This window comes from Ferrimonas pelagia (assembly GCF_039543565.1).
GTDB lineage: Bacteria > Pseudomonadota > Gammaproteobacteria > Enterobacterales > Shewanellaceae > Ferrimonas > Ferrimonas pelagia.
The window spans coordinates 1-22,965 of sequence record NZ_BAABJZ010000099.1; the positions used below are offsets into that span (position 1 = coordinate 1).

At 56.6% G+C, this 22,965-nt stretch carries 22 protein-coding genes; 12 read left to right on the forward strand and 10 right to left on the reverse strand.

The genetic code is table 11. The features are described 5' to 3' along the window. Nucleotides 1–168 precede the first annotated feature (168 nt). Nucleotides 169–1,218 (reverse strand): porin, encoded by a 1,050-nt coding sequence (locus ABEA08_RS17340; RefSeq protein WP_345336640.1) that lies wholly within the window; start codon nucleotides 1,216–1,218, stop codon nucleotides 169–171. Nucleotides 1,219–1,458: 240 nt separating this feature from the next. Then, a complete protein-coding gene (locus tag ABEA08_RS17345; RefSeq protein WP_345336641.1) occupies nucleotides 1,459–3,777 on the reverse strand; it encodes a DNA polymerase II in 2,319 nt (772 codons plus the stop codon). A gap of 70 nt (nucleotides 3,778–3,847) precedes the next feature. On the opposite strand from ABEA08_RS17345, the gene dinG reads away from it, so the two are divergent. From dinG to ABEA08_RS17395, 10 genes are all read left to right on the forward strand, one after another. After that, entirely contained in the window at nucleotides 3,848–5,923 is a 2,076-nt protein-coding gene (gene dinG / locus ABEA08_RS17350) for an ATP-dependent DNA helicase DinG (RefSeq protein WP_345336642.1), read from the forward strand. A 20-nt stretch (nucleotides 5,924–5,943) separates the two neighbouring features. Then, entirely contained in the window at nucleotides 5,944–6,720 is a 777-nt protein-coding gene (locus ABEA08_RS17355) for a TSUP family transporter (RefSeq protein ID WP_425557383.1), read from the forward strand. Continuing rightward, complete coding sequence (locus ABEA08_RS17360) at nucleotides 6,717–7,343, forward strand: primosomal replication protein (RefSeq protein WP_345336644.1); 627 nt, start codon at nucleotides 6,717–6,719, stop codon at nucleotides 7,341–7,343. The genes ABEA08_RS17355 and ABEA08_RS17360 overlap by 4 nt, the downstream gene beginning before the upstream one ends. Before the next feature lie 15 nt (nucleotides 7,344–7,358). Further along, nucleotides 7,359–8,036, forward strand: coding sequence for a YccT family protein (locus ABEA08_RS17365; RefSeq protein ID WP_345336645.1), 678 nt, complete (start codon nucleotides 7,359–7,361; stop codon nucleotides 8,034–8,036). A gap of 136 nt (nucleotides 8,037–8,172) precedes the next feature. Then, nucleotides 8,173–8,367 carry a hypothetical protein gene (locus tag ABEA08_RS17370; protein ID WP_345336646.1) on the forward strand — a complete coding sequence of 65 codons (195 nt, stop codon included), beginning with the start codon at nucleotides 8,173–8,175 and terminating at the stop codon, nucleotides 8,365–8,367. Between the two features lie 37 nt (nucleotides 8,368–8,404). Beyond that, nucleotides 8,405–8,668 (forward strand): late competence development ComFB family protein, encoded by a 264-nt coding sequence (locus ABEA08_RS17375; protein WP_345336647.1) that lies wholly within the window; start codon nucleotides 8,405–8,407, stop codon nucleotides 8,666–8,668. 17 nt (nucleotides 8,669–8,685) lie between these two features. Continuing rightward, a complete protein-coding gene (locus tag ABEA08_RS17380) occupies nucleotides 8,686–9,375 on the forward strand; it encodes a DUF3108 domain-containing protein (protein WP_345336648.1) in 690 nt (229 codons plus the stop codon). Beyond that, complete coding sequence (locus ABEA08_RS17385) at nucleotides 9,372–9,845, forward strand: DUF2919 domain-containing protein (RefSeq protein WP_345336649.1); 474 nt, start codon at nucleotides 9,372–9,374, stop codon at nucleotides 9,843–9,845. The genes ABEA08_RS17380 and ABEA08_RS17385 overlap by 4 nt, the downstream gene beginning before the upstream one ends. Before the next feature lie 112 nt (nucleotides 9,846–9,957). Next, nucleotides 9,958–10,524 (forward strand): ankyrin repeat domain-containing protein, encoded by a 567-nt coding sequence (locus tag ABEA08_RS17390; protein ID WP_345336650.1) that lies wholly within the window; start codon nucleotides 9,958–9,960, stop codon nucleotides 10,522–10,524. Between the two features lie 89 nt (nucleotides 10,525–10,613). After that, nucleotides 10,614–11,174, forward strand: coding sequence for a chalcone isomerase family protein (locus ABEA08_RS17395; protein WP_345336651.1), 561 nt, complete (start codon nucleotides 10,614–10,616; stop codon nucleotides 11,172–11,174). A 63-nt stretch (nucleotides 11,175–11,237) separates the two neighbouring features. Here the strand turns inward: ABEA08_RS17395 and ABEA08_RS17400 are convergent, their stop codons facing one another. Both ABEA08_RS17400 and ABEA08_RS17405 read right to left on the reverse strand, forming a co-directional pair. After that, nucleotides 11,238–12,110: a DUF6268 family outer membrane beta-barrel protein gene (locus ABEA08_RS17400; protein ID WP_345336652.1), complete on the reverse strand. Its 873-nt coding sequence runs from the start codon at nucleotides 12,108–12,110 to the stop codon at nucleotides 11,238–11,240. Nucleotides 12,111–12,148: 38 nt separating this feature from the next. Continuing rightward, the gene (locus ABEA08_RS17405; protein WP_345336653.1) at nucleotides 12,149–12,757 is read right to left on the reverse strand and encodes a TetR/AcrR family transcriptional regulator; all 609 of its coding nucleotides are present in this window, start codon (nucleotides 12,755–12,757) and stop codon (nucleotides 12,149–12,151) included. Between the two features lie 112 nt (nucleotides 12,758–12,869). On the opposite strand from ABEA08_RS17405, the gene ABEA08_RS17410 reads away from it, so the two are divergent. Together ABEA08_RS17410 and ABEA08_RS17415 are read left to right on the forward strand one after the other, a co-directional pair. Then, nucleotides 12,870–13,970, forward strand: coding sequence for an efflux RND transporter periplasmic adaptor subunit (locus tag ABEA08_RS17410; RefSeq protein ID WP_345336654.1), 1,101 nt, complete (start codon nucleotides 12,870–12,872; stop codon nucleotides 13,968–13,970). Next, nucleotides 13,967–17,047 carry an efflux RND transporter permease subunit gene (locus tag ABEA08_RS17415; RefSeq protein ID WP_345336655.1) on the forward strand — a complete coding sequence of 1,027 codons (3,081 nt, stop codon included), beginning with the start codon at nucleotides 13,967–13,969 and terminating at the stop codon, nucleotides 17,045–17,047. Before ABEA08_RS17410 ends, ABEA08_RS17415 begins: the two co-directional genes overlap by 4 nt. Nucleotides 17,048–17,104: 57 nt before the next feature. On the opposite strand, the gene ABEA08_RS17420 is transcribed toward ABEA08_RS17415, so the two are convergent. From ABEA08_RS17420 to ABEA08_RS17445, 6 genes are all read right to left on the reverse strand, one after another. Continuing rightward, nucleotides 17,105–17,350, reverse strand: a complete 246-nt coding sequence (locus ABEA08_RS17420; protein ID WP_345336656.1) for an HP1242/YdcH family protein — start codon at nucleotides 17,348–17,350, stop codon at nucleotides 17,105–17,107. 389 nt (nucleotides 17,351–17,739) lie between these two features. Continuing rightward, complete coding sequence (locus tag ABEA08_RS17425) at nucleotides 17,740–17,997, reverse strand: DUF3862 domain-containing protein (protein WP_345336657.1); 258 nt, start codon at nucleotides 17,995–17,997, stop codon at nucleotides 17,740–17,742. Nucleotides 17,998–18,028: 31 nt separating this feature from the next. Further along, nucleotides 18,029–18,940, reverse strand: coding sequence for a ribonuclease T2 family protein (locus ABEA08_RS17430; protein WP_345336658.1), 912 nt, complete (start codon nucleotides 18,938–18,940; stop codon nucleotides 18,029–18,031). Between the two features lie 665 nt (nucleotides 18,941–19,605). Continuing rightward, nucleotides 19,606–19,713 (reverse strand): cytochrome bd-I oxidase subunit CydX, encoded by a 108-nt coding sequence (gene cydX / locus ABEA08_RS17435; protein ID WP_067659034.1) that lies wholly within the window; start codon nucleotides 19,711–19,713, stop codon nucleotides 19,606–19,608. Nucleotides 19,714–19,740: 27 nt separating this feature from the next. Then, on the reverse strand, nucleotides 19,741–20,883 hold the full coding sequence (gene cydB / locus ABEA08_RS17440; protein ID WP_345336659.1) for a cytochrome d ubiquinol oxidase subunit II: 1,143 nt from the start codon (nucleotides 20,881–20,883) through the stop codon (nucleotides 19,741–19,743). Beyond that, nucleotides 20,876–22,516: a cytochrome ubiquinol oxidase subunit I gene (locus ABEA08_RS17445; RefSeq protein ID WP_345336660.1), complete on the reverse strand. Its 1,641-nt coding sequence runs from the start codon at nucleotides 22,514–22,516 to the stop codon at nucleotides 20,876–20,878. Before ABEA08_RS17445 ends, cydB begins: the two co-directional genes overlap by 8 nt. Nucleotides 22,517–22,965 lie beyond the last annotated feature (449 nt).

Consider the following 22,965-nt stretch of genomic DNA (forward strand, 5'->3'; position numbering starts at 1 on the left):
CCTTTGTACTGCCAATCCGGCGAGAGCGCCATTACCCTCGAGCTGTGAAGCGTCGTCCCCAGAAATACGCAGTTCGGCGACCACGAAAGAAAAATGCCAGTCAGCTTAACTGACTGGCATTACCGCCCGAAGGCGGTGGTTTATCGTTATTAGCGGGTCGCTTCAATATTAGAAGTAAACGCGCGCGCCAATAGCGAAGTTGTTGTCGTTCTTAGCGACATTACCGTTGGCGTCCAGGACGTCCAGATCGTGCTCAACGGTGTAACCTACGAATGGTACGAAGTTGGAAGCAACATTCCACTCAACGGTAGCGAAGGTGTGGTTGAAGGCAGCACCGTTCTTACCGAACAGCTCAGTGTCGTTTTCCAGGTACTGGTGCTTCACGGCGTAGGTGAAGGTGCCGGTGCCGTAAGCAGCAACCGCTTCATAGCCAAAGGAGTCGATACCCAAGCCCTGCAGGTTCTCCGCCCAAGAGTAAGCCGCCGCCAAGGACAGGCCGTCACCGTAAGAGCCGTAGTTGGCGGAAACCACTTGGGTGTTTACGTCAACAGTATTGTCGGTAACCATCGCAGGAGAAACAGTTGCGTCAAAGGTCACGTCACCGCCGCTGTAGGCATAAGCTACGCGCAGATCGCCGTGCTTGTACGCCATACCGATGGAATAGCGATCGTCGAAGTTACCCTGGGCACCCTGGTGCTGAGCAACGAAGCTGAAGTTACCGCCAGCAACATCGAAGTTGTTGGTGTACTGGATGGCGCTGTTGGCACGACCCAGACCCAGATCACCGTGGGAGCCTGCGGCACCACCGTAGGTGTGCAGCGCATCGGAGCTGATGTAGATAGGCTGGTCGGTTGCTTGAGAAGCCACGAAGTAGGCAGACCACTGCTTACCGATGGACACACGACCGAAATCTTCGTGGGATACACCGATGTAACCCAGACGGTGGAACAGTACGTTGTCGGCGTCGCCAACTACGTCGGAGAAACCGTATTCAATACGGGAATCCAGCTTGTAGCCGTTACCCAGATCAGAGTTCCAAGAGAAGTTCATACGTGGGGAGTTACCCGCCACATTTACGTCGCCGTCGGAAGCGTTAGCTTGGATGGTCATGTGACCGCCGATAGCGAAAGAGTTTTTACCGTCGTCGTACAGTTCAACAGCGGATACGTTTGCGGCCAGCAAAGCTGGGATCGCAGCAGCGAGCAGTGTCTTTTTCATTTAAGTTTGCCTAACCAATCAAGCGTTCTAATTTATTTGTGTTCCCTGCTAATTCCATGGGAACTTTTTTGTTCATCCGAAAACAGGCGACGACATTAGCAAAGGCACGGAAAGGCCAAAAGAGAGAAAGATCACAAAAATACACGTTCGACCGACATTCACCCCAAAAAAGACAGCGAGTTAACATTCTATTAGCTGATTTGCCCACCCTTTCCAGCTAGAACAACCTGCAAACAACATCTAAAACAGACCCAGTTGATCGCCATCAACCTCATGAAAACCTATCCCTAATGCTATCAATACCGGTTCAGCGATCGGCTTTAACTGCTTTTCAATATAATGCTCGCGATCCAACTCCCCTTTTCCCTCTTTTTGCGGGTAGGCACCGGAAAGGCCGATAAAATAACTGATCTGGCTACCTTTGCGGTAATGTTCCTTATTTAACATTGCATTAGCCAGCCTAGCCGCTTGCACATGCGGCGGTGACGCCTGGTAGGCGTCGAGAGGTTGCCTTAATCGCTTTCGATAAACCAATAGGTGGTCAACGTCGCCACTGCGGATCGCCTTGATCCAACGCTTCAGCAAAGGCAGCACCGCTCTTCCGGAAAACCAGTCATGGTACAACTCTTGCTGCAACTGCCGAGCCATGGCCGTCCAATCGCTACGCACCGTCTCCATGCCTTTAAAGATCAGATCGATCTCTCCATCGTTGATCACGGCGCCAACATAGCGCTTTTTAGAGCCAACGAGCGAACCACGGATAGTAGGCATAAAAAAACGATCAAACTGCGTTTCAAACTCCAACTCGAGTGCACTCTCTAAGCCGAGCTCAGCCAAGTTGTCGCACCAGGCGGCGTTGATCTTTCGACTCAGCGCCAGACCGATCGCACGCGCCTGCGACTTTTCACACCCGTCGCCGACATGGACAAAAACAGAATCGGTATCGCCATAGATCACCCTATATCCCTGCTGCTCGATCCAAACACGGGTCTGCTTCATGATCTCATGGCCACGCAAGGTGATCGAAGAGGCCAGCTTAGGATCGTGAAAGCGACAGCCGCTGGCCCCTAACACGCCATAGAAAGAGTTCATCAAGATCTTAATCGCCTGCGACAGCGGTGCATTCTTGTCGCGCTTGGCGAGCTCCCGCTGCTCAGCCAATTCGGCGATCAAGCCCGGTAATCTGTGTTGTTCACGATGGAATCGGGCACCACGAAACCCTACAACGCTGGCGTCCTCCGGCGCACGCTCCGCTACGATCATCCCCATCGGATCGATCAGGAAACTTCGGATAATAGATGGGTACAAACTCTTGAAATCCAGCAACAAAACATTGCGATACAAGCCTGGCATCGAGTCCATGACATACCCGCCCGGACTCGGTGGGATCGTATGCTCGGTGAGATCCGGCGCCACATAGCCGGCCCGATGCAACAGAGGCAGGTAACGAAAGGTAAACGCCGCCGACGAGCCGCCAGTGCGATCCAACTGCAAGCCGGTATTCGATCCCCGTGCCAGCACAAACGCCATCAGATCGGTTTTTTCAAAGATCCGCCACACCAGCTCACAGTCCTTGAGGTTGTAGTGGGCCAGCGCCAACTTATTGTGATGAAAATTGTGCTCGATCTCCGCCAGCCGGTTAACGCTGTCCTGGCAGGCTTTGCCCTCGCCCAGCAAAGCATGGGCGACATTATCCAGTGCAAAACTGTCAAACGAGTAAAACGCCGCTTTCAGCCAGTCAATGCCGTCCAACACCAATCGTCCAGCGATAGAACACTCCCGGCCCGGCCCCGCCCGCTCCTGCCACGCCGGCTCACTGCCATCCCGCCCTAAGCTCAACCGGATCCCATATAGCTGTGCGCGTTTGTGCAGCAAAGCCAGATCAAAATGGGCGACGGACCAACCGATGATCGCATCGGGATCATGCTGTTCAAACCAATGCAGCGTGGCCCGCAGCAGTTCAGCTTCGTTTTCCACAAAATGAAGGTAGCTGGGGGCGGGCTCCGCCGGCGCAGGGCCGATCATCCATACGCTCTGCTCTCCCTCATGGTAAAAGCCGATGGAGTACAACTCGCCGTGCCGGCTGCACTCAATGTCCAGCGACACCATACTGGGCTGATGTTGAGGCTGCGCTGGCCGCATCGCCAGCAAGCGGTGGCCTTGCGCTCTGACGGTCACGCCATTACGGATAAAACGCGCCATCAGGTATCGCTCTTGCGGAGCAATGTCCGCTTCGAGCAATGACCAGCCTGACGCCTGCGCCTGTTGCCGCACTTGCCGCCACAGCTTGGGGGCAACCACGTCCAGCGCCCACACGGGCTGGTGACTGAAATCTTGCGCAGGCACCGCCGTCAACTCCCAACCCGGCCGCTGCCCCAACCATTGCCGCCATCGCCGCGCATCACTCTCGCGCACAAAACCGCGCCAGCGCTGTTCAGCCAAAGTGACGCAGCGGGGCCCATGCTCGGTGCTCAACCAGTAGATCAGCTCGGCCCCTGAGGCGTGAGCACGATGTTCGCGGCTTAAGATCCAGCCGTCGCAGAGAGAAATGCAATCCATCTGCACATTGTCGGTCAACTACTGGTAATATGTACAGCCGATCCGTTATCCCGCAGCGTCAGAAGGTCACATGCTCAGCGACAAAGTCAAAAAAGCCACGCGCACGGCGTACAACAACCTCGCCGAAGCCATTCCCAACTTTGTCCGTCGCAAAGAGCAGAATTACCTGATCGCCGAGATCGCCAAGACCCTGTCCGGCAGTTACGACAAGGAACGCCGGATCGTCGTGGTTCAAGCCGGCACGGGAACGGGCAAATCCCTGGCCTACGCGCTCGGTGCTCTGCCTCTGGCCCTAGCGCAAGGCAAAAAGATCTGCATCTCAACCGCCACAGTGGCACTGCAAGAGCAGTTGGTAAACAAAGATCTGCCGCTACTGCAGCGCCACAGCGGTTTGGAATTCCGCTATGGCTTGGCCAAAGGACGTCAACGCTACGTCTGTCTATCCAAGCTGGAGTTGCTCGCCGGTGAGGTGCCTGATAACCAGCAAGCACTGTGGGAGAGCAAACCCGCCGACGGCGATGTTGCCTTACTGAAGCGGCTGCACACCGCTTACCATGAAGGCAAATGGGACGGCGAGATCGACTCAGTGCCGGAGCCCGTGGCCGATCACCTTTGGCAGCAGATTAGCTCCGACAAACACAGTTGCAATCGCCAACTGCCTGCTCACCGACATTGTCCGTTTCACAAGAGCCGGGAGAAGATGGACAGTTGGGATGTACTGATCATCAACCACAGCCTACTGATGGCGGATCTTGAGCTGGGCGGAGGCAAGATCCTGCCCGATCCAGACAGCATGTATTACATCATGGATGAGGCCCACCACCTGCCACAGGTGGCCAGGGACTTTTCGGCCGCCAGTGCGCGAGTCAAAGGCTCAGTGGAAAGCCTGGGCAAGCTGGAAAAGCTGGCACATAAGCTGGCACGAGAGTTGGCTTCCGACAAACCCGCCATTCTCGCCTCTGAGCTGTCCGACGACATTGCTGCGCAGTGCGAGGGCCTGGGGCAACTGCAGGCCTTCTGCGACAACAACGCCTTCCTGTTTGACAATGAAGATCGGCGTCACCGCTTTGCCGGGGGCGTTCTGCCAGCCGGCTTGGTGACGCTGGCCGAGAACCTGGAAACCGCCAGTAAAGCCGCCAGCAAAAAGCTCAACAAATTACAGCAAATGCTGATGGAGGCGATCAAAGACGGCGAGCTTAAGAGCCACAAAGCGGAGCCGCTGGTGGCAGAGCTGGGCTTTGCCCTCCAGCGACAGGAAGCGCAATTAGCGGCCTGGCAGATGTTAGCGAAGCCGGTTCCGGACAAAGGTGCACCACAAGCCCGCTGGGTAGAAAAGGTCGACGGCAAGCTGGACGACTTTCTGTTCTGTGCCTCTCCGATCGAGATCGGCTTCCTGCTCGAAGAGATGCTCTGGAGCAAAGCGGCCGGGGCCGCGTTGCTCTCCGCCACGCTGATGGCCATGGGCAACTTTGAGCACTACCGCCATCAGATCGGCTTACGCAGCAACGATGGCACCCGCTTTATCAACCTGCCGTCGCCGTTCGACTATCAGCAAAACGCCACCCTGTTTTTGCCCAAGATGAAGGTTGAACCCACACACGATGAGTTCAGTGAAACGCTCAACCAAATGATCCCCGAGCTATTGGAGGAACAAACCGCCAGTTTGGTGCTGTTTACCTCCTACCGGCAGATGGAGTCCGTCGCCGAGTCCCTGCGCCGTTTTAAGCGGCTGCCCGTCTTGGTCCAAGGTGAATCGCCCAGGCAGGATCTGATCCGCGAGCATAAGGCGCGGATCGATGCGGGTAAGCCCTCCATTTTGATGGGCACGGGCAGCTTCTCCGAAGGGCTCGATCTTCCCGGTGATTACCTCACCAACCTGATCGTCACCCGCCTGCCTTTCGCCGTACCGACGTCGCCGGTGGATCAGGCCCACGCCGAATACATCAAAGCCAAAGGCGGCAACCCGTTCCTGCAGCTTACGGTCCCCGATGCGGCCAAAAAACTGGTCCAAGCCTGTGGTCGATTGCTGCGAAACGAGCAGGATTATGGCAGGATCACCATCCTGGATCGCCGTTTGATCACCAAGCGTTACGGCAGTTCGCTATTGGACTCGCTACCGCCCTATCGTCGCCATATTGAATACTGAGCAAAGCTCACTGGAGTGTTATTTTGGAGCTGGCTCTCTCGTATGATGTCCTCGCGGCCCTCGCGGCCGTTGCCTTTATTGCCGGATTTGTCGACGCCATCGCCGGTGGCGGTGGCCTACTGACCATCCCAGCGCTGCTCACTGCCGGCTTACCGCCCCACCTCGCGCTGGGCACCAATAAACTGGCCGCAACCTTTGGCTCGGCCACGGCCAGTTGGACCTTTTATCGCAAAAAACTGTTTGATCCCCGCTTCTGGCGGCGCTCGTTCATCGCGACCTTTATTGGTGCCATGATCGGCACCTTGACCGTCAGCGTGGTCAGCGTCGACTGGCTGGATAAGCTTTTGCCGCTGTTGATCATCGCCATCGCGGTCCACACCCTGCTCACCCGCGCCCCAAAAGAGGAGCAGCATCAACTGCCCACGCGCACCCCCAGCATTCTACGGCGCCAGTGGGGGCAAGGACTCAGCATCGGTTTCTATGACGGTTTTGCCGGCCCCGGCACCGGCGCATTCTGGACGGCGTCCTCCATGGTGCTGTATCGGATGAACATCCTACTCAGCTCCGGCCTGGCCAGAACCATGAACTTCATCAGCAACGCCACCTCATTAGGCTTTTTCATTGCGCTGGGCTCGGTCAACTTTAGCCTAGGGATCACCATGGGGATCTCACTGATGATCGGCGCGTGGATCGGCGCACACTCCGCCATCCGATTTGGCGGACGATTTATCCGCCCGGTCTTCATTACCATGGTGATGTTGATCGCAGCCAAACTGGCGTGGGAGGCCTGGCTATGAAACCGCCATTGGTGATCAAACTGCGTGAACAGCTCAATCAATTGGAACAACGGATCCAACATCATGATGCGCAGCTCACCGATGCCAACAAAAAGTGGCTGGCCCACAAATCGCGCTTTCATGATCAACTGTTTGACCATCAGGGTGCCAGTCTTGCCGGCTGCCTCACCGTCCTGCGTAAAGATCTCAAGCAGATCGAACAGCTGCTGCAGATCGGCGCCACCGGCGAGACCGTCGAGCTGGCCTGTCAGCGCTTCAGTGGCCGCTTCCAAGCACTGCTTCAAGCTGTCGCCAACACCCAAACCGCCACACGCGGGATCCAAAACAGCGCCTATAAGCGTCGCTCCAGTGCCAATGCGGATGCGGGGTACCAATGGATCGCGCAGAACATCATGAATTCCAGTCACAAGCTGTATCAGGAGCTCAATAAGCACCGCAACTGGGAGCAAAAAATGCAGCAGAAGATCCAACAACTTGAACACGCCCTTGACAACTATCGAGGGGGCGACAAAATCACACTACAAAATGAGATCCTGGCGCAGCATAAGCGCCTCGGAAAATGTCGACAAGCCATGACCTATATCGAGCAAAGAATAGCCTGGCTCGAAAAACCCAAATACTGATAACAAGGAGCCGTTATGAACAGGGCCTTTGCCTTCTCACTGATCCTCGCCCTCAGCCCAACAGGTTGGGCCAATAGCTTAACCATTCCGCTCGAATTTGAGTATTTGGCGGTTAACGGCGAAAAGATCACCTCTTCCTTATTCAGCCACAAAGACAAGGTGGATCTGAAGCCCGGCGTCAATAAGATCGCCATTCAATACAAAGATCTGATCCGGGAAGCGATCGGCGACAACCATAAGCGCGTCAGCTCCAACCCCTTTGTCATCACCCTGGATGCCGCGCCAGACGAAGACTACCGCTTACTGCCCGCCAGCAAGATCCGTGACATCAAAGAGGCGGAGCGCTTTGCCCAAGCGCCCAAACTGAAGATCCTCACCAGCAACAAGCAAGAGGTGCCATTCCAGTTTGCTCTCACGCAAGGCGATGATCCAAATATGCTGGAGCAACTGATGGGCGCACCTGCCCCCGCACAAAGCCTGGAGCAACAAGCCATCGCCGCCAGTGCCGCCACGAGCGTTGGGGCCGTCGTCGCCACGGCTCCCACCTCCACCGATCTCGAAGCGACCACCGCCGCACCAACTTCCGCCGGTGACAACGCCATTCAGGCAGAAGCCATGCTCAAATACTGGTGGCAACAGGCCGACGAACCCACCCGCAAAGCCTTCATGAGCTGGGCAGTGCAACAGCTCTGACCATCGATTTGTCATGGTTGCAAAGCATGCCCGATGTTTCGAGTATGCTTTGCATGCCAGCTCTGTCGCACAAGCGCTTATCTGCGCTGATTGCCCCGTATTCTTCCCATAGGCTCCCTCCCAAGAACACGAGCAAATGACCCACCTAGTCGCGCCCAACAAAGTTGGGCTAATTTACCAACTCAACGACATCGACATCACCAGCGAAGATCCATTAGCCTGTATCCAGGCTCATAAAGAAGTGGGCTTTGCCCAGCGCCGCGGGATCATTGGGTCAAAGTCAAAAACGACGAGCCGACATGGGGACATTAACGCCGAGCGGCTCAAGTGAACGCACAGGACGCGCTGAGCGCCATAGGGAGGCAACAATGAGTTGGGAAATTCAGAACTATTACGAGCTCTTATTGCAAGACGCACTGCAAAGCCGTCGACTGCATGAAAAACTGGCGCAAGACCCACTGACCGATCTCATCTGCCTGGCCTTAAACAAACTGCCGGCGCGCTATATCCGCTATCAGGTCGATATGGCAAACTACGTGGTTGGTGATGAGCGCCGCAACATGGAGTTGCAGGTCGAACAAGCACTGGATGACGCACTGTTTTTCCTGCACGAGCACCCTCGGCAGGACTGATCTTCAGGAGATCTTCGTTGTACCCACGGCTCTTGGCCGCGATAAGCGCGGCCCTACTGTTTCTGCTCACACCCGTTAGTGCTGAGCCCCCCGCCCCCTATCAAGCCCAATACCGCGCCTTCGCCAGCGGCCTGCCCTGCGGTCAAGGCGAGATCGAACTCAAGCGATTGTCACCCGGCCAATATCAATACTCAGCCTCCGGCAAGATCTGCAGTATGGGCCCGCGCGCATCTCATCAGAGCCTATTCACCTACGACGACCGTAAGATCTTACCGCAGCGCTACGAAACTGTCTTGGATGGGGTATGGCGCGATCGGCACTTAGCTGGGATCCAACAAGAAGGCGTCTTCGTCCAAACACTTAATGGCGAGCCCTTACCGCTCGAGCTGCCCTTTCACCCGGCGCAGTGGGAGCCCACCTTATTGATCCATCAACTGGGCCTGGCCCGCAGCTCGGTGCAGTTGTCATATACCTGGGGCGAAGAGACGCGAGATTACCTGTTTGAATACCTCGGAGAAGAAACGCTCGAGACCAAGCTGGGTCAACTTAAGACGCACAAGTTTGAACAGGACCACCCACATAAGCAGCGCGTCGCTCAGTTTTGGTTTGCGCCGCAATTGAATGACGCCTTAGTTCAGGTCAAAGTTTCCCGCCTTGGGATCCCTTGGCTGACAGTGGAACTGAGCGCGTATCAGGCTGCACCATGATCTTCCTTCCGCCAGAACGCCTAACCGACCAGGGTTGGGCCACCCCCAGTCTCTGGCTCTATCTACTGATGGCGCTATGCGGTCGTACCTGGTGGCTGTTGATCGTCGCCGCCATCAGTCGTGAGCATGGCAGTGAACTGCTTGCCCTGTTTTATCCAAGTCGCACCGATTTTTATCTGGGCTTGGCGATAGGCCTGTGCCCGGCTCTGCTGCTCTGGTGCCAGGGCTTTCGCCAGCACAACCGGATTGCTGCTCATCTATGGTATTTGGGGCAGCCCATGCTGCTGCTCACCATGCTGGCCGATCTCACCTTGCAATTGCGTGTGCATATTCTCAGTAACGGCCAATTCTCTTGGGGCCCTGCCATCCTGTTTATGCTGACCATCTGGGCGACCTGGTATCTACTGCAGAGCCGGGATACACGCACCGTGTTCAAGTTACGGGGCCAGCAAGCCGCTCGCCTTCGCTAAACACCAAGGTGCATACAAAATAAACATAAATGGATAGTTTATCTGTTTATGGCGTTAAGTTATGAGTTAAACTGACGCTATTGTCCTTCTCTCACTACTTATCGGCCGCATGATGACACAAAAGCCTATTATTCTCTTCGCCACCCTCTTGTCCATCCTCATGACCGGCTGCGCCCACCGTAATGCCGCCACAGCAGGGGATGCTGATTGGTATGATGCAGCGCAAGTGGGCCACTCCGGCTATGTCGAGCAGCACAGTGGCGATCTGAATACCCAATCGCTCGAAGGCCAGCACCCGCTGTTCTTTGCCTACAGTGAAAGTGACCGACTGGCGTTTAAGGCCCTGCTCGAGGCCGGCGCCGATCCGCATACGGCTAACACACAAGGCACTACCCTCTTGTGTCAGGCTGCCGAGAGTAACGATCCCTTCTATCTGCGTGAACTGCTGGCTTACGGCGCCAACATTGATCAGGCCAACCCCGGCGATCCCAAACGACCGAACGCCGCCTTCTGCGCCGCCGCCAGCGGCCGTAAGCACAATCTCACCCTGCTCATCTCCCTCGGTGCGGATCAATCCGTACGAAATAGCGATGGAGACACCGTTTGGGATGTGGCGGAAGAGTTGCTCCCGACTTCGACACGGCCCATCAAAGAGCAACTGAAGCAGCCAACGCCGTAACTGGTCTAGCCTGTTTTCCATTGTTGATGATCAGGCCGCATGGTACATATTGCGGTCACATTCTCGATTGACAGCAGAAAGTAACGCTGATGAAAAAAATAATCTCTGTATTAGCCCTGATCGGCGCCATTGTCCTACCCGCCCAAGCCAACACCGTGTCCGGGGTAGACTTGGCACCAAGCATTAAGATCCAAGGGCAATCATTGAACTACTATGGCGCAGGCGTGCGCTCGAAGTTCTTTATGAAGCTCTATGTCGGCTCTCTGTATGCTCAGCAAGCCGAACTGAATGCCGCCAACGTCCTGACCAGCGAACAACTCAGCGCCGTTCGCCTGAACATCATCTCCAGCATGATCACCTCCGATCGCATGGTAGATACCATCATCGAAGGCTTTGAGACAGCAAGCAATGGGAACCTGGCCCCACTGCAGCAACGGTTGGATACCTTCCTGGCAGTGTTTGATGAAGCCGTTGAGATCGGCGATCAGTTCACCATGGTGTCCATTCCCGGCGTTGGATTGGAAGCCTATAAGAACGGCAAATTGCTGACCCTGATCGAAGGCGATGATTTCCGTCGTACCCTGTTTGCGATCTGGCTGGGTGACAAACCCGCCGATAAAAAGCTCAAGCAAGCAATGCTTGGCAAGTAAGTCACGCTCAGACATGACAACGGCGCCCCTAAGTGGCGCCGTTTCATTTCCCGAGAACAAACTTTAGAACATAAAGTTGAAGCTCACGCCGAAGCCAAGGCGACCATCAATATCTTGCTTCCGACGCCCCCACTTCTGGCCGTCCCATTCCAACTCACCATCAAATTGATAACCGGCCATTACTGACAGATCCCAACCCGTCTGCGGGAAATAGCTCCAACGTAAAAACGCTAACGGTGCGGCCGTTTCCGCCACGCCATCCGCTAGGGCGAAACGGTCACTGCGATACGCGGCGCCCCACGCCAGTTCATAATGTCGATTCCAACGATAGCTCAGCTCAAGTCCCGCCCCGCCGGAAAAACCCGGCTCGAAGGGGTTATCCAACTTCCATTTTTCATTGATCTGCCACTTCACCAATATGATAGGGAATGCCTTGGTATCCTTGATGTCATGCAGATACGACAGGCCCAAGCCCAATTGCAGATCCGAATTGAGTGTGTACAACCCCCCAGCCAGCACACCGTAACTGTCACCCTTGGACAGACTGGCGTCCTCGGTCGCAGACCACTGCAATCGAGGCGCAACAATCAAGCTCCAGCGCTCATCCAGTAGGTGTATGACATTCAGACCGACGCCCACTTTGTCTCGGCGCTCCCAAACCGGCAGCGTGCCCCCAAACAGTGTCTCCGCGTCAAAATCAAATGCACGGCGGTCATAACTGATATTTGCCCCCACCATCCACCTTGGCCCCAAGCGGGTACGGTAGCCGAGCCGAGCCCCCAAGTGATGGTCGCCGTAGTCACCATCTTGTGCCATGGTGCCATCGGCAAACTGCACCCCATGCAGATCCAGCGCCCACGGTGTACGCGCCGGTTTCCCCGGTTGTGCCATCACCCCACACGCGATCAGGGCCAGCGCTCCAATGCAATACTTCATGATCCATCCTTGTACATCATTACTTCGTGCGCCCGAAGCTATCCTTGTGCGCCCTGTAAAAACAGGTCTAGAACCTGCTCTATCCTAAGCCGACGCTGCTGCGGCGTTTCACGGCATGGCAATCCAAGCTCACAGCGCATGTGCTCTAATCCCCGAGCCATCAACAACAATTGCTCAGCAGCGAATTCCGGCTCTGCCAACTGTATCCAACCGTCAATGCAGGCCTGTTGCAAGTAGTTCGCTAAATGATGATGAACCCTATCGGGCCCCGCCTCAAAATAACGCTGCGACAGCTGGGGATGCGTTTCGGCCGCACTGACACACAGCCGGTAAACATAGATCGCTTCCGGACTGTAGATCATGTCAACAAAGTGCAGCAAAAATTCCGTCAGTACATTGCGCATATCCCTGCCTTTGAGGGTGTCCAACTGCAGCTCGGCCGCGACGCACTTGCTCTCCACACAATAGGTGAACAACTCATCCTTGCTGCCAAAGTGGGCGTAGACCGTCTGCTTGGACACACCCGCCTGCTGCGCGATCTCATCCATACTGGTGGTCAAATAGCCTTGCTGCATAAACAGTTCGCTCGCCGCTTGCACTATCTGCTGCCGTTTCTGCTCACTTCGTGGCGACAATCCTTGACCCATATCCCTTCCCATCTACGCAACCTAACATTCACATTCAAACTGGACAGTCTAGTTTTGTCAAATTAGACTCAGCAGTACAGTTCACACTTTGACCGAAAACAGGCGAAGGATCATGCCCCACTTTTCCACTCTTCAACGGCTCGTCGCTGCTGGATTTGTTCTGCTGCTCAATGGGTGCAATGAGGAGCCCAACACCACACCCACGGCAACACCGACGCCCGTGCAGGTCCAGGCCGTCGCTTTTGACAACAGCTATCCGGTCACGCATCGTTTCGTCGGCCAGATCAACAACGCCAGCACCAGCGTATTGGGGCTTGAATTAGGTGGCGTGATCCGCTCAGTCTTGGCAGATGTCGGGGATCGTATTGAGTCAGGCCAACCCTTGGCCCAACTGGATACCTCGTTGCTGCAAGCCGAAGCGGCGCAACTTGAAGCCAATCGAAACCAGATCCTCGCTCAGCTCAGCCTCAATCGCGCCACTCGCGAACGCCAACAGACGCTACAGCAACAAGGCTATCAATCACAGCAACAGCTCGACGAACTGATCAGCCAAGAGGCCAGCCTGCAAGCCAACCTCAGTGAGCTGGATGCCGCACTGCAAGCCAATGACTTGCGCCAGCAAAAAAGCACCTTACGCTCCCCTTATGCCGGGATCTTATCGCAGCGCAACCTCGCGCCGGGCCAAGTGGTTGCCGCTGGCCAAGCGGTGTTTACCCTAGTGCCGGAACAAGGTGCAGAAGCCCGGATCGGCGTGCCGGTTGCCCTGCTAAACCGCCTGAAAACGGAGCAGGCATTTACCTTACTGCATGGCAAGGAGCCCATCGAAGCGACGCTACTGGGCCGCAGTGCCGAAGTGGACAGCGCGACCCGCACTGTGGAACTGCGCTTCGCGCTGCCGTCCGGGCGCAGTTGGCTCAATGGCGATCTCATCTACCTCTCCTTGGTCGAAACGGTATCCCAGCGTGCCACGGCGATCCCCGCAGATTTGTTGATCAGCGGTCTGCGCGGTCGCTGGAATGTACTGGTGGCCGCGCCACAGGAGGACGGGCACATATTGCAGCGCCGTGATGTCACGGTTCTGCATACCGACCAAAACCAGGTGTATATCGACGGCGCGCTGATCGACGACGAATGGCTGGTCAGCGCGGGTCTGCACAAACTGGTGCAGGGTCAACACGTCGAACTGGTGATCAACCCGGAGACACAGCCATGATCCGTGCGCTGATCTACAACCCACGGCTGTTTCTTCTGTTGCTTGCGCTGATCTTGGTGGCGGGGCTGGGCGCGCTCGATCAGCTACCTCGAACCGAAGACCCAGCCTTTATCAATCGCTTTGCCGCGGTGATCACGCCATACCCCGGTGCCAGTGCCGAGAAGGTTGAGCTGCTGATCACCGAGCCGCTTGAGGCTCAACTGCGTCAGCTGGATGAACTCAAGCTGATCACCTCCAGCTCCCGACCAGGACTGTCGGTGATCTCACTGGAGCTCAAAGACAGTGTGATGGATGGCCAATTAGCCTGGAGTCGCGCACGGGATCTGGCGGCACAGATCATCCCACAGCTGCCGCAAGCCGCCGGAACACCGGATCTGGATGATCAGATCGCCAATGCCTTTACCCGGATCTTCAGTCTGCGTTGGGCTGGTCCGACGGAGCCCGACATGGCCGCGCTGGGCCGCTACGCCGAGGCCCTAGCCAACCGCTTGCGTCTCCCGGCCGGCACCGATTACGTCACGGTCCAGGGGCGACTGGCCGAAGAGATCGCGGTCGACATCGATGAAGCACAGATGCAGGCACTTGGGCTGACCACACAACAGCTCGCACAGGTGATCGCGGCCAGCGACAGCAAAACCGCCGCTGGCACGCTGGACAACGCCAGTCTGCGTGCCCAGGTCGAGATCGGCGGCGAGCTGGATTCCTTGGCACGGATCCGTCAGATCCCGCTGCGACTGGATCAACAACACGCGATCCGTCTGGGCGACATCGCCACCGTTTCCCGCGCACTGTACCGGCCGGCGACCGCAACGGCACTGGTGCAGGGGGAAAGCGCGGTATTGGTGTCGGCACGAATGCTGCCCGACTTTCGGGTGGATCGCTGGGATGATCAGATCGAGCAACAACTGGCGATCTTCCGCCACTCGCTCCCGGCCAATGTCCAACTGGACACCCTGTTTACCCAGCGTGACTACACCGAAGGTCGGCTCAGTGAGCTGACCGTCGGCTTAGGCCAAGGATTTGTCCTGATCGTACTGGTCTTGCTGATCACCCTTGGCCTGCGCTCAGCCCTACTGGTGGCGACGGCCTTGCCGTTAACCGCGCTGATCACCCTCGCGTGTATGATGTTCTACGGCCTGCCGATCCATCAGATGTCCGTTACCGGCTTGGTGGTGGCATTGGGGATCATGGTGGATAATGCCATCGTCATTGTCGACGCCATCGGTCAGCGCCGCCGCGAAGGTCAAGATCCGATCAGCGCCGTGCGCGATACCCTGCGCCATCTCTGGCTCCCTCTTCTCGCCTCCACCCTCACCACGGTCCTGGCGTTTGCGCCGATCTGGCTGATGCCGGGTCCGCCAGGGGAGTTTGTCGGCGGGATCGCCCTGTCCGTCAGCTTCGCCCTGCTGGCCTCCTACATCGTGTCCCATACCCTGATCGCCGGTCTGGCCGGCCGCTTTGTTCCTAGCAGCACAGGTAAGCACTGGTGGCAAAGCGGGATCCAGCTCCCCGGCGTGATCCGCGCCGGCAACCGCCTGCTGACCCTCGCGCTAAAACGCCCACTGCTGACCATCGCGCTGGTAATGATCTTGCCCCTGACCGGATTCTGGAGCGCAGGTCAAATGGCCGAGCAGTTCTTTCCACCGTCGGATCGCGATATGTTCCAGATCGAGATCTGGTTACCGGACACCGCCAGCCAAGAAGCCACTGAGCAAGCCGTGCACTCCGTTGATCAGTGGCTACGGCAACGAGATGGGATCACCCAAACCGCCTGGAGCGTTGGCCAAAACTTCCCTGCCTTCTACTACAACCTGCTACAACGTCAACGCGGGCTGGCCAACTACGCACAAGGGATGATCACCACCGCCCACTTTCGTGTCGCCAACGCCCTGATCCCCGAACTGCAGCACCAGTTGACCCAACAGTTTCCCCAACTGCAGATCATCGTACGGAAGTTAGAGCAAGGCCCGCCGTTTGAAGCGCCCATCGAATTGCGCTTGTATGGGCCGGAGTTGGAAGGGCTCGACCAGCTCGGTGAGCAGCTGCGCTTACGTCTGCAACAGCAGCCGCAAGTGGTTCATACCCGCAGCACACTGACCACCGGCCTGCCCACGATCCAACTGCAACTCGACGAACAAGCCACCCGCGCAGCCGGCCTGAGCCTGACCGAAGTCAGTGCCCAACTGCGCGGCAGTCTCAACGGCAGTATCGGCGGCAGTCTGTTGGAGGGGCCAGAATCCTTACCGATACGAGTGCGCCTTGGTGCCGAACAAAGGCAAAGCAGCGCCGATCTCGCCAACATGCCATTGGCCATTCCATCCGGCGCCCTGTTGCCGGTGTCGGCTTTAGGAGAGCTTGTGGTGCGCCCAAGTCGCGGCGAGATCCCACGCCGAAACGGCGAACGTCTCAACGTGATCCAAGCATACGTAGAAACCGGCGTACTGCCCTCGCAGGTGCTCGACCCGGTTCTGGCGCAGATGGACGCCGACGCCTTCACTTTGCCCGCTGGCTATCGGATCGAGCTGGGGGGGGAGAGTGCCGAGCGCAACGATGCCGTGAGCAAACTGATGTCCAATGTCGCCCTCATCTGCGTCGCCTTGGTGGCCATCATCGTCTTATCCTTCAACTCATTTCGCTTAACCAGCGTGATCCTCGCCAGCGCGCTGCAATCCGTGGGCTTGGGGCTGCTCTGCGTCTATCTGGCGGGTTATCCGTTTGGCTTTAACGTGATCATCGGCTTAATGGGACTGATGGGACTGGCGATCAATGCCGCCATCGTGATCCTGGCCGAGCTGGAAGACTGCCAGCAGGCCAGCGCCGGTATACGCGAGGCCGTCGTTGCCGCCGTTGGCCGTTGCGGACGCCATATCGGCTCGACCACCATCACCACCATTGGTGGCTTTTTACCCCTGATCCTAGCCGGGGGCGGCTTCTGGCCGCCCTTTGCTATCGCCATCGCGGGTGGAACCCTGCTCACCACCCTGCTCTCCTTCCTGTTTGTGCCCGCAGCCTACCGTTTAGCCCGGCGCTCGCAACGCAACACCAGCGCGACGCCCAATATTGCCATCGCTGCTTGAGTGAAACGCTGAACATAAAAAACGGGCCACTTGGCCCGTTTTCCTTCCTATGGGGAGTTAGCCGGCGCCATTGACCAAGCGTTGGTGGATCACATCTTTCAAGTGGACCCGTCGGGTCTTCATCTGGACAAAACGTTCATCACCGGCAGGAACGCCATTCACCTCTAAGCCGCGGATCGCATGATCCAGTTCATGGTACTCCTTCGCCATTTGGGCAAACTCTTCATCGCCCACCTTTAACGAATGGATCCGCTCTTTGTGTTCCGGAAACTCGTACATCAGCGCGTGGTTTTCTCCCAGCATAGGGCAGCCTCTTTGGTCGACGAAATGAACTGTAACCATAGCTCATCCCTCACCGTTCGGCGCAGGGTTCACTCAGTCGGTGTTTCTCCTGCCGACCGCGATGAACATAACGCACTCAGTGCAGATCACAGCCCCCCTCCCACGAGCATTCGAGCCTTACTCACTTGGATCGCTGGGTGCGTGTAACAAGGCGTAGTGGATGCAAGCTCGCCGCCGGTTCAAGAGCGCAGTTTCCCCTCTTGCTGCTATCACCTCCGCTAAGTCATCGTTAGCCGCGCCCATTCAAACCACCGCCTCTACGGTCAACCGCCAGGGTCACACTCAAACCACACACAGCAAAAAGACGAGTAAAGACTCGTCTTTTTTCGTCCCCCCGTCACGGCAACGGATCAGTTGGCTTCCAGTCCTTTGCTGCTATAGAGCATGGCTTTGTCACCGGCAAACGCGACTTTGATCTGGATGTTATCATCCCCCCAGACACAGGTTTGTGTCCCCAAGGTATCATCACAGCGATCCGCCTGACCCAATATGGCCTCGACATCCACCTTGTCCATGCCCAGCGCGATCTTGTCGTAGTTTTCTGCCGTCAATTTGCTGCAGCCTGCGACCAACATCAGCACGATCCCTGCTGCTATCGCCTTCCTCATACTCACCTCATCATTAACACATTCGCAACCACTAAGGTAACAGATCGAAAAAGGACGGACAGCTCTGCTGGAGCCGTGCTGGCGCAAACCGGCTCAATTCAGGCTGCGCGGGTAATTGTGGCGACAGCCGCAGGCGGACCTCCTCCAGTGCGCCATTGCGGCAATGCAATGTCACTGCCCCCTTTGCCCCCCAATGATCGAACCAAGTGAGCACTTGCTGGCGCGATAACCGCGCGCCGGCATGCCGCCGTAACTGCCGCGCTGGCTCGGACTCCTTAAGCCAAAGCGAATAAGCGATCGAACGCTCAAAATAGTCCGCTCGACTCAGTCCAGCGCAAGAGCCATGCTTATGCCACTGATAACGCTGCAAACACACATCTACCCCAGGCATCACACGCCGCAAGCTCGACAGCTGTTGATCGGCCAAAGACAATGACGGGTAACGACAGAAGCTGCGCCGATCACTGCCATCGCAATACGCCGGGTGCGGGGCCTTAGCATTCGAGGGCCAAAGCCCGTGCAACACCAGCTCGGGCCGGGCATTGCGGCAGTCCGGGCGTTTCCCCTTGCCCTCGCAGAATCCCGGATGCCAACTCATCGCTAAGGTGTAGTGCGCAAACGCACTGCCATCCGCGGGTTCGGATCTGAGTTCAGGTTCGGCCTCCCTCTGCCACGTTTCCCCCTCAACCGTGCCGCAGGATTTCGCCACCCAACGTCGCTCATTACCTAGCTGCACCAGCCACCAATCGCCATCCGGGCGATTTTCGGCGTGCAGGATCAGCGTCTGCCCGACCGCCACAAACCGATCGCCAGGGTTGCTTTGCCTTCGTATTGACTGAAACGCGGGACACGGCGTTTGGATCGTCAGTTCACCCGTGGCAGGCACTTGAGCCCAACCTGTCTGAGCAAAGACCAGGCTGACTAACACAATTAAATGACGCATAACTCATTCATATATTGGAGTGAATATCACATTGTACCAAACTTACCTGAGCGCCGTTCGCCCGCCCTGGCGCCACTGCCCGTCCGATCACCGCCGGTCCAACCACACCGCCATCCTTTGCAAGCGCTCACCAATACTGTCGCTAGAGACGCAGCAACTAGTTGATCAAGCTGGAATATTCCCATCAAAGCGGTGCACAAACTGTGCCCAGAGTTTGAAACAGCAGCTAAACCGATTCCAACTCTGACCGCAAAATTGGCACCGTGCAGGACAACAGACACGTCCTCAGCGGTGCCCTCCCCAAAGCTGCCCCTGCTTCCGGCACCGTCCAGCCCAAGTGTTTGGCTCGCCGATGACGCGCACGGATCCTGACTATCCTCGTCGGGTTACTCGCCGAGCTAGTACCAATCACATCTTTCCCCAAACCTGAGATCAGCATGCCCATCGCTCGCGGACAAAGGTTGGCGCGCGGCAAGTCGACGCCCAGTACGACTCTACGCGCGTCGCGCCATTGACCCCACGCAACAGGTTGATATCGCCTTCGATGGCGTTGACCACTCCCACTTCTGCCCGGCCCCAATCACAAAAAAACGCAGCCGAGGCTGCGTTTGCTTGGGCGGCCCACACCGCGGGTGCGGGCCAAGGAGTGGACTAAAGAGGAGTATTTAGTCTTCGTCCTTATCCAGTGCCTCCTGCGCTTCGAGCCACAGGCCATTAATAATGCCAAAGGCACAGGCCAGCAGCACGCCGAGGATCCAAGTGAAATACCACATAGTGTTAAGCTCCTTTCGATCCCGGGTTCAGTACAGGGAAGTGGAATTTTGTTCGATGTGTTGTTCGCTGATCCGCCCCCACATCTTGACGTAACACCACGTGGTGTAGGCCAAAATAAGGGGAACGAAGATCACCGCAGCCGCCAGCATCACCTTCAGGGTCAGCTCCGAGCTGGTTGCATCCCACATGGTCAGCGACTGGTTCGGGCTCTTAGAAGATGGCATCACGAACGGGAACAGGGCCACCACCGCCGTGGTGATCACGCCAACAATGTTCAGCGCCGAAGCGAAGAACGCCAAGCCATAACGCTTCGCCTTCGTGGCGAACATCACCACAAGCGGCATCAGCACGGCCAGGGTTGGCAGAATGAACAGCGCAGGGTAGTGGTGAAAGTTACGCCACCAGGCACCCGCTTGAAGCTCAACGGTCTTGGTCAATGGGTTGGATGCCGCGTTGGTGTCGATCGCCGAGGTGATCACATAGCCATCGATAAAGGCATACTGGAACACACCGGCCAAGACAAACAGCAGCAACGACGCCGCCGCGAAGATCATCGACATCTTGCGGGAGCGCTCAAGCAAGGCACCCTCGGTCTTCATCTGCAGCCACGTCGCGCCATGCAGGGTCAACATGGCAAACGACAATAAACCAGCCATCAGCGGAAACGGGTGTGCCAGCAAGCCAAAGAAGCCGCCGTCATAGTAATTGCGCATCCACTCGTCGTAGTAGAACGGCACGCCCAAGAACAGGTTACCGAAGGCCACCCCGAACACCACCGGCGGGACGAATCCACCGATAAACAGACCCCAGTCCCAAGCGGTACGCCAGCGCGGATCTTCGATCTTAGAGCGGTAGTCAAACCCGATAGGACGGAAGAACAACGCAAACAGAGTCAATACCATGGCCACATAGAAGCCCGAGAATGACGCCGAGTACACCATGGGCCAAGCGGCAAACAGCGCACCACCGGCGGTCAACAGCCACACCTGATTGCCATCCCAGTGCGGCGCGATGGTGTTGATCATCACCCGTCGCTCATTGTCGGTTTTGCCAATGAACGGCAGCAATGCGCCCACGCCCATGTCGAAGCCATCGGTGACGGCGAAGCCGATCAGCAGGACCACAACCAGGACCCACCAGATCAGTCGTAACATTTCATAATCAAGCATTGTTTGGGCTCTCCTTGGCAGAAGTGGTCAGCGCACTGTCAAAGCTGTCGTTGCTGGAGGACTTATCGCCCTGCTCAAAGTGGTAACGACCGGTTTTCAGGCTACTTGGACCGAGGCGGGCAAAGCGGAACATCAGGAACATCTCGATCACCATCGCCAGGGTATAGAAGCTACAGATCAGGATGATGGAAAACCACAGCTGACCAACGCTCAAGCTGGAAGCAGACATGTAGGTCGGCAACACCTCTGCAATGGTCCAAGGCTGGCGCCCATATTCGGCCACGAACCAGCCACACAGGATGGCGATCCACGGCGCAGGCAGCATGAACAGCAGCGCTTTGAGCAGCCATGGCTTCTCATCCACTTTCTGTTTGCAGCTTTGCAGGAAGGCCAGGGTGATCAAGCCGAGCATCAAAAAGCCCAGGCCGACCATGATACGGAAGTTCCAGAACATTGGCCCGACCGCTGGGATGGAGTCGTCCACCGCCTTCATGATCATCTCTTCGGTCGCGCCCGCGATCAAATTCAGATCAGACGGGTCTTGGGTGTAGCGCACCAACAGGAAGGCATAGCCGAGATCGTCTTTATGTTGCTCAAAAATGGCGCGCTCTTCCGGGGTTTCCGTGCCTTTACGCACCGCCCCCAACACCGCCGCTGCCTTCATCCCGCTACGAATGCGAACTTCATGCTCACCTTTCAGATCCGCGATCCCTTTGACCTCTTCATCCAAGGAGCGCGTCGCAATGATCCCCATCACATAGGGGATCTGGATAGCAAAGTCCGTTTTCATATTTTCGCTATCCGGGAATCCAAATGCGGTAAACGCGGCCGGCGCTGGGTGGGTTTCCCATTCCGCTTCCATGGTGGCCAGCTTCACTTTCTGCACATCACCCACTTCATAACCGGACTCATCGCCCAACACGATCACGGACAAGATCGAGGCCATCCCGAACGCCGCCGCAACGGAGAACGAGCGGCGGGCAAACGGCAGATCGCGCTTCTTCAGCAGATAGTAGGAGCTGATCGCCAGCACAAATACGGCACCGGTGACATAACCTGCAGCCACGGTGTGGACGAATTTCACCTGAGCGACTGGATTGAATATCACCTCGGCGAACGAAGTCATCTCCATCCGCATGGTTTCATAATTGAACTCAGAGCCCACCGGATGTTGCATCCAGCCGTTGGCGATCAAGATCCACAACGCCGACATATTCGAGCCCAAAGCGACTAACCAGGTGACGGCCAAGTGCTTACGCTTGGACAGACGATCCCAGCCGAAAAACATCAGACCGACCAAGGTGGACTCGAGGAAGAAGGCCATCAAACCTTCGATCGCCAGCGGCGCCCCGAAGATATCCCCGACGTAGTGAGAGTAATAAGCCCAGTTGGTGCCAAACTGGAACTCCATGGTGATCCCAGTGGTCACGCCCAGTGCGAAGTTAATCGCAAACAGCTTGCCCCAGAACTTGCACATGTCCTTGTAGACCTGCTTGTCGGTCATCACATAGAGCGACTCCATGATGGCCAGCAGGAAGGCCAGACCTAAGGTCAATGGCACAAAAATAAAGTGGTACATCGCGGTTAACGCGAACTGTAACCTCGAGAGATCGACGACTTCATCGATGATCATTGCGTTCTCCTCAACACCGAAGACTCCTTGCGGAGTGGACGGCAACGCCTAGTACAGTTAACAAATTCAAATGGTGTGATCTCAGATCACGCCCCTAACAACGCTCGCCCGGCACCAAATGTTAATAAAGCGAGAGTGGGGGGGGGAAGATACCAACGGCTTGTTGATGATCATCTCGCTTTACGGCCACCTGGCAACCGTACATTTTCTTAACACCGCAACCTCACGTACGATGCCCTATTTCTAATCGAATTCGCCGCCAAGCAGTGAGACCCAGCTAACAAAACTCGCCAAATTTATATCACCGCCAGCACCAAACCCCCAAGCCCTGCCAGAGGCGCACAAACCAAGATGTGATGCATCGCACAAAACAGCGCCATCAGGTTCAAGAAGCTTACCTTGTTTCACAAGTGTTACATTCGCAAGCGTGTTGATTGTGATCCTAATCC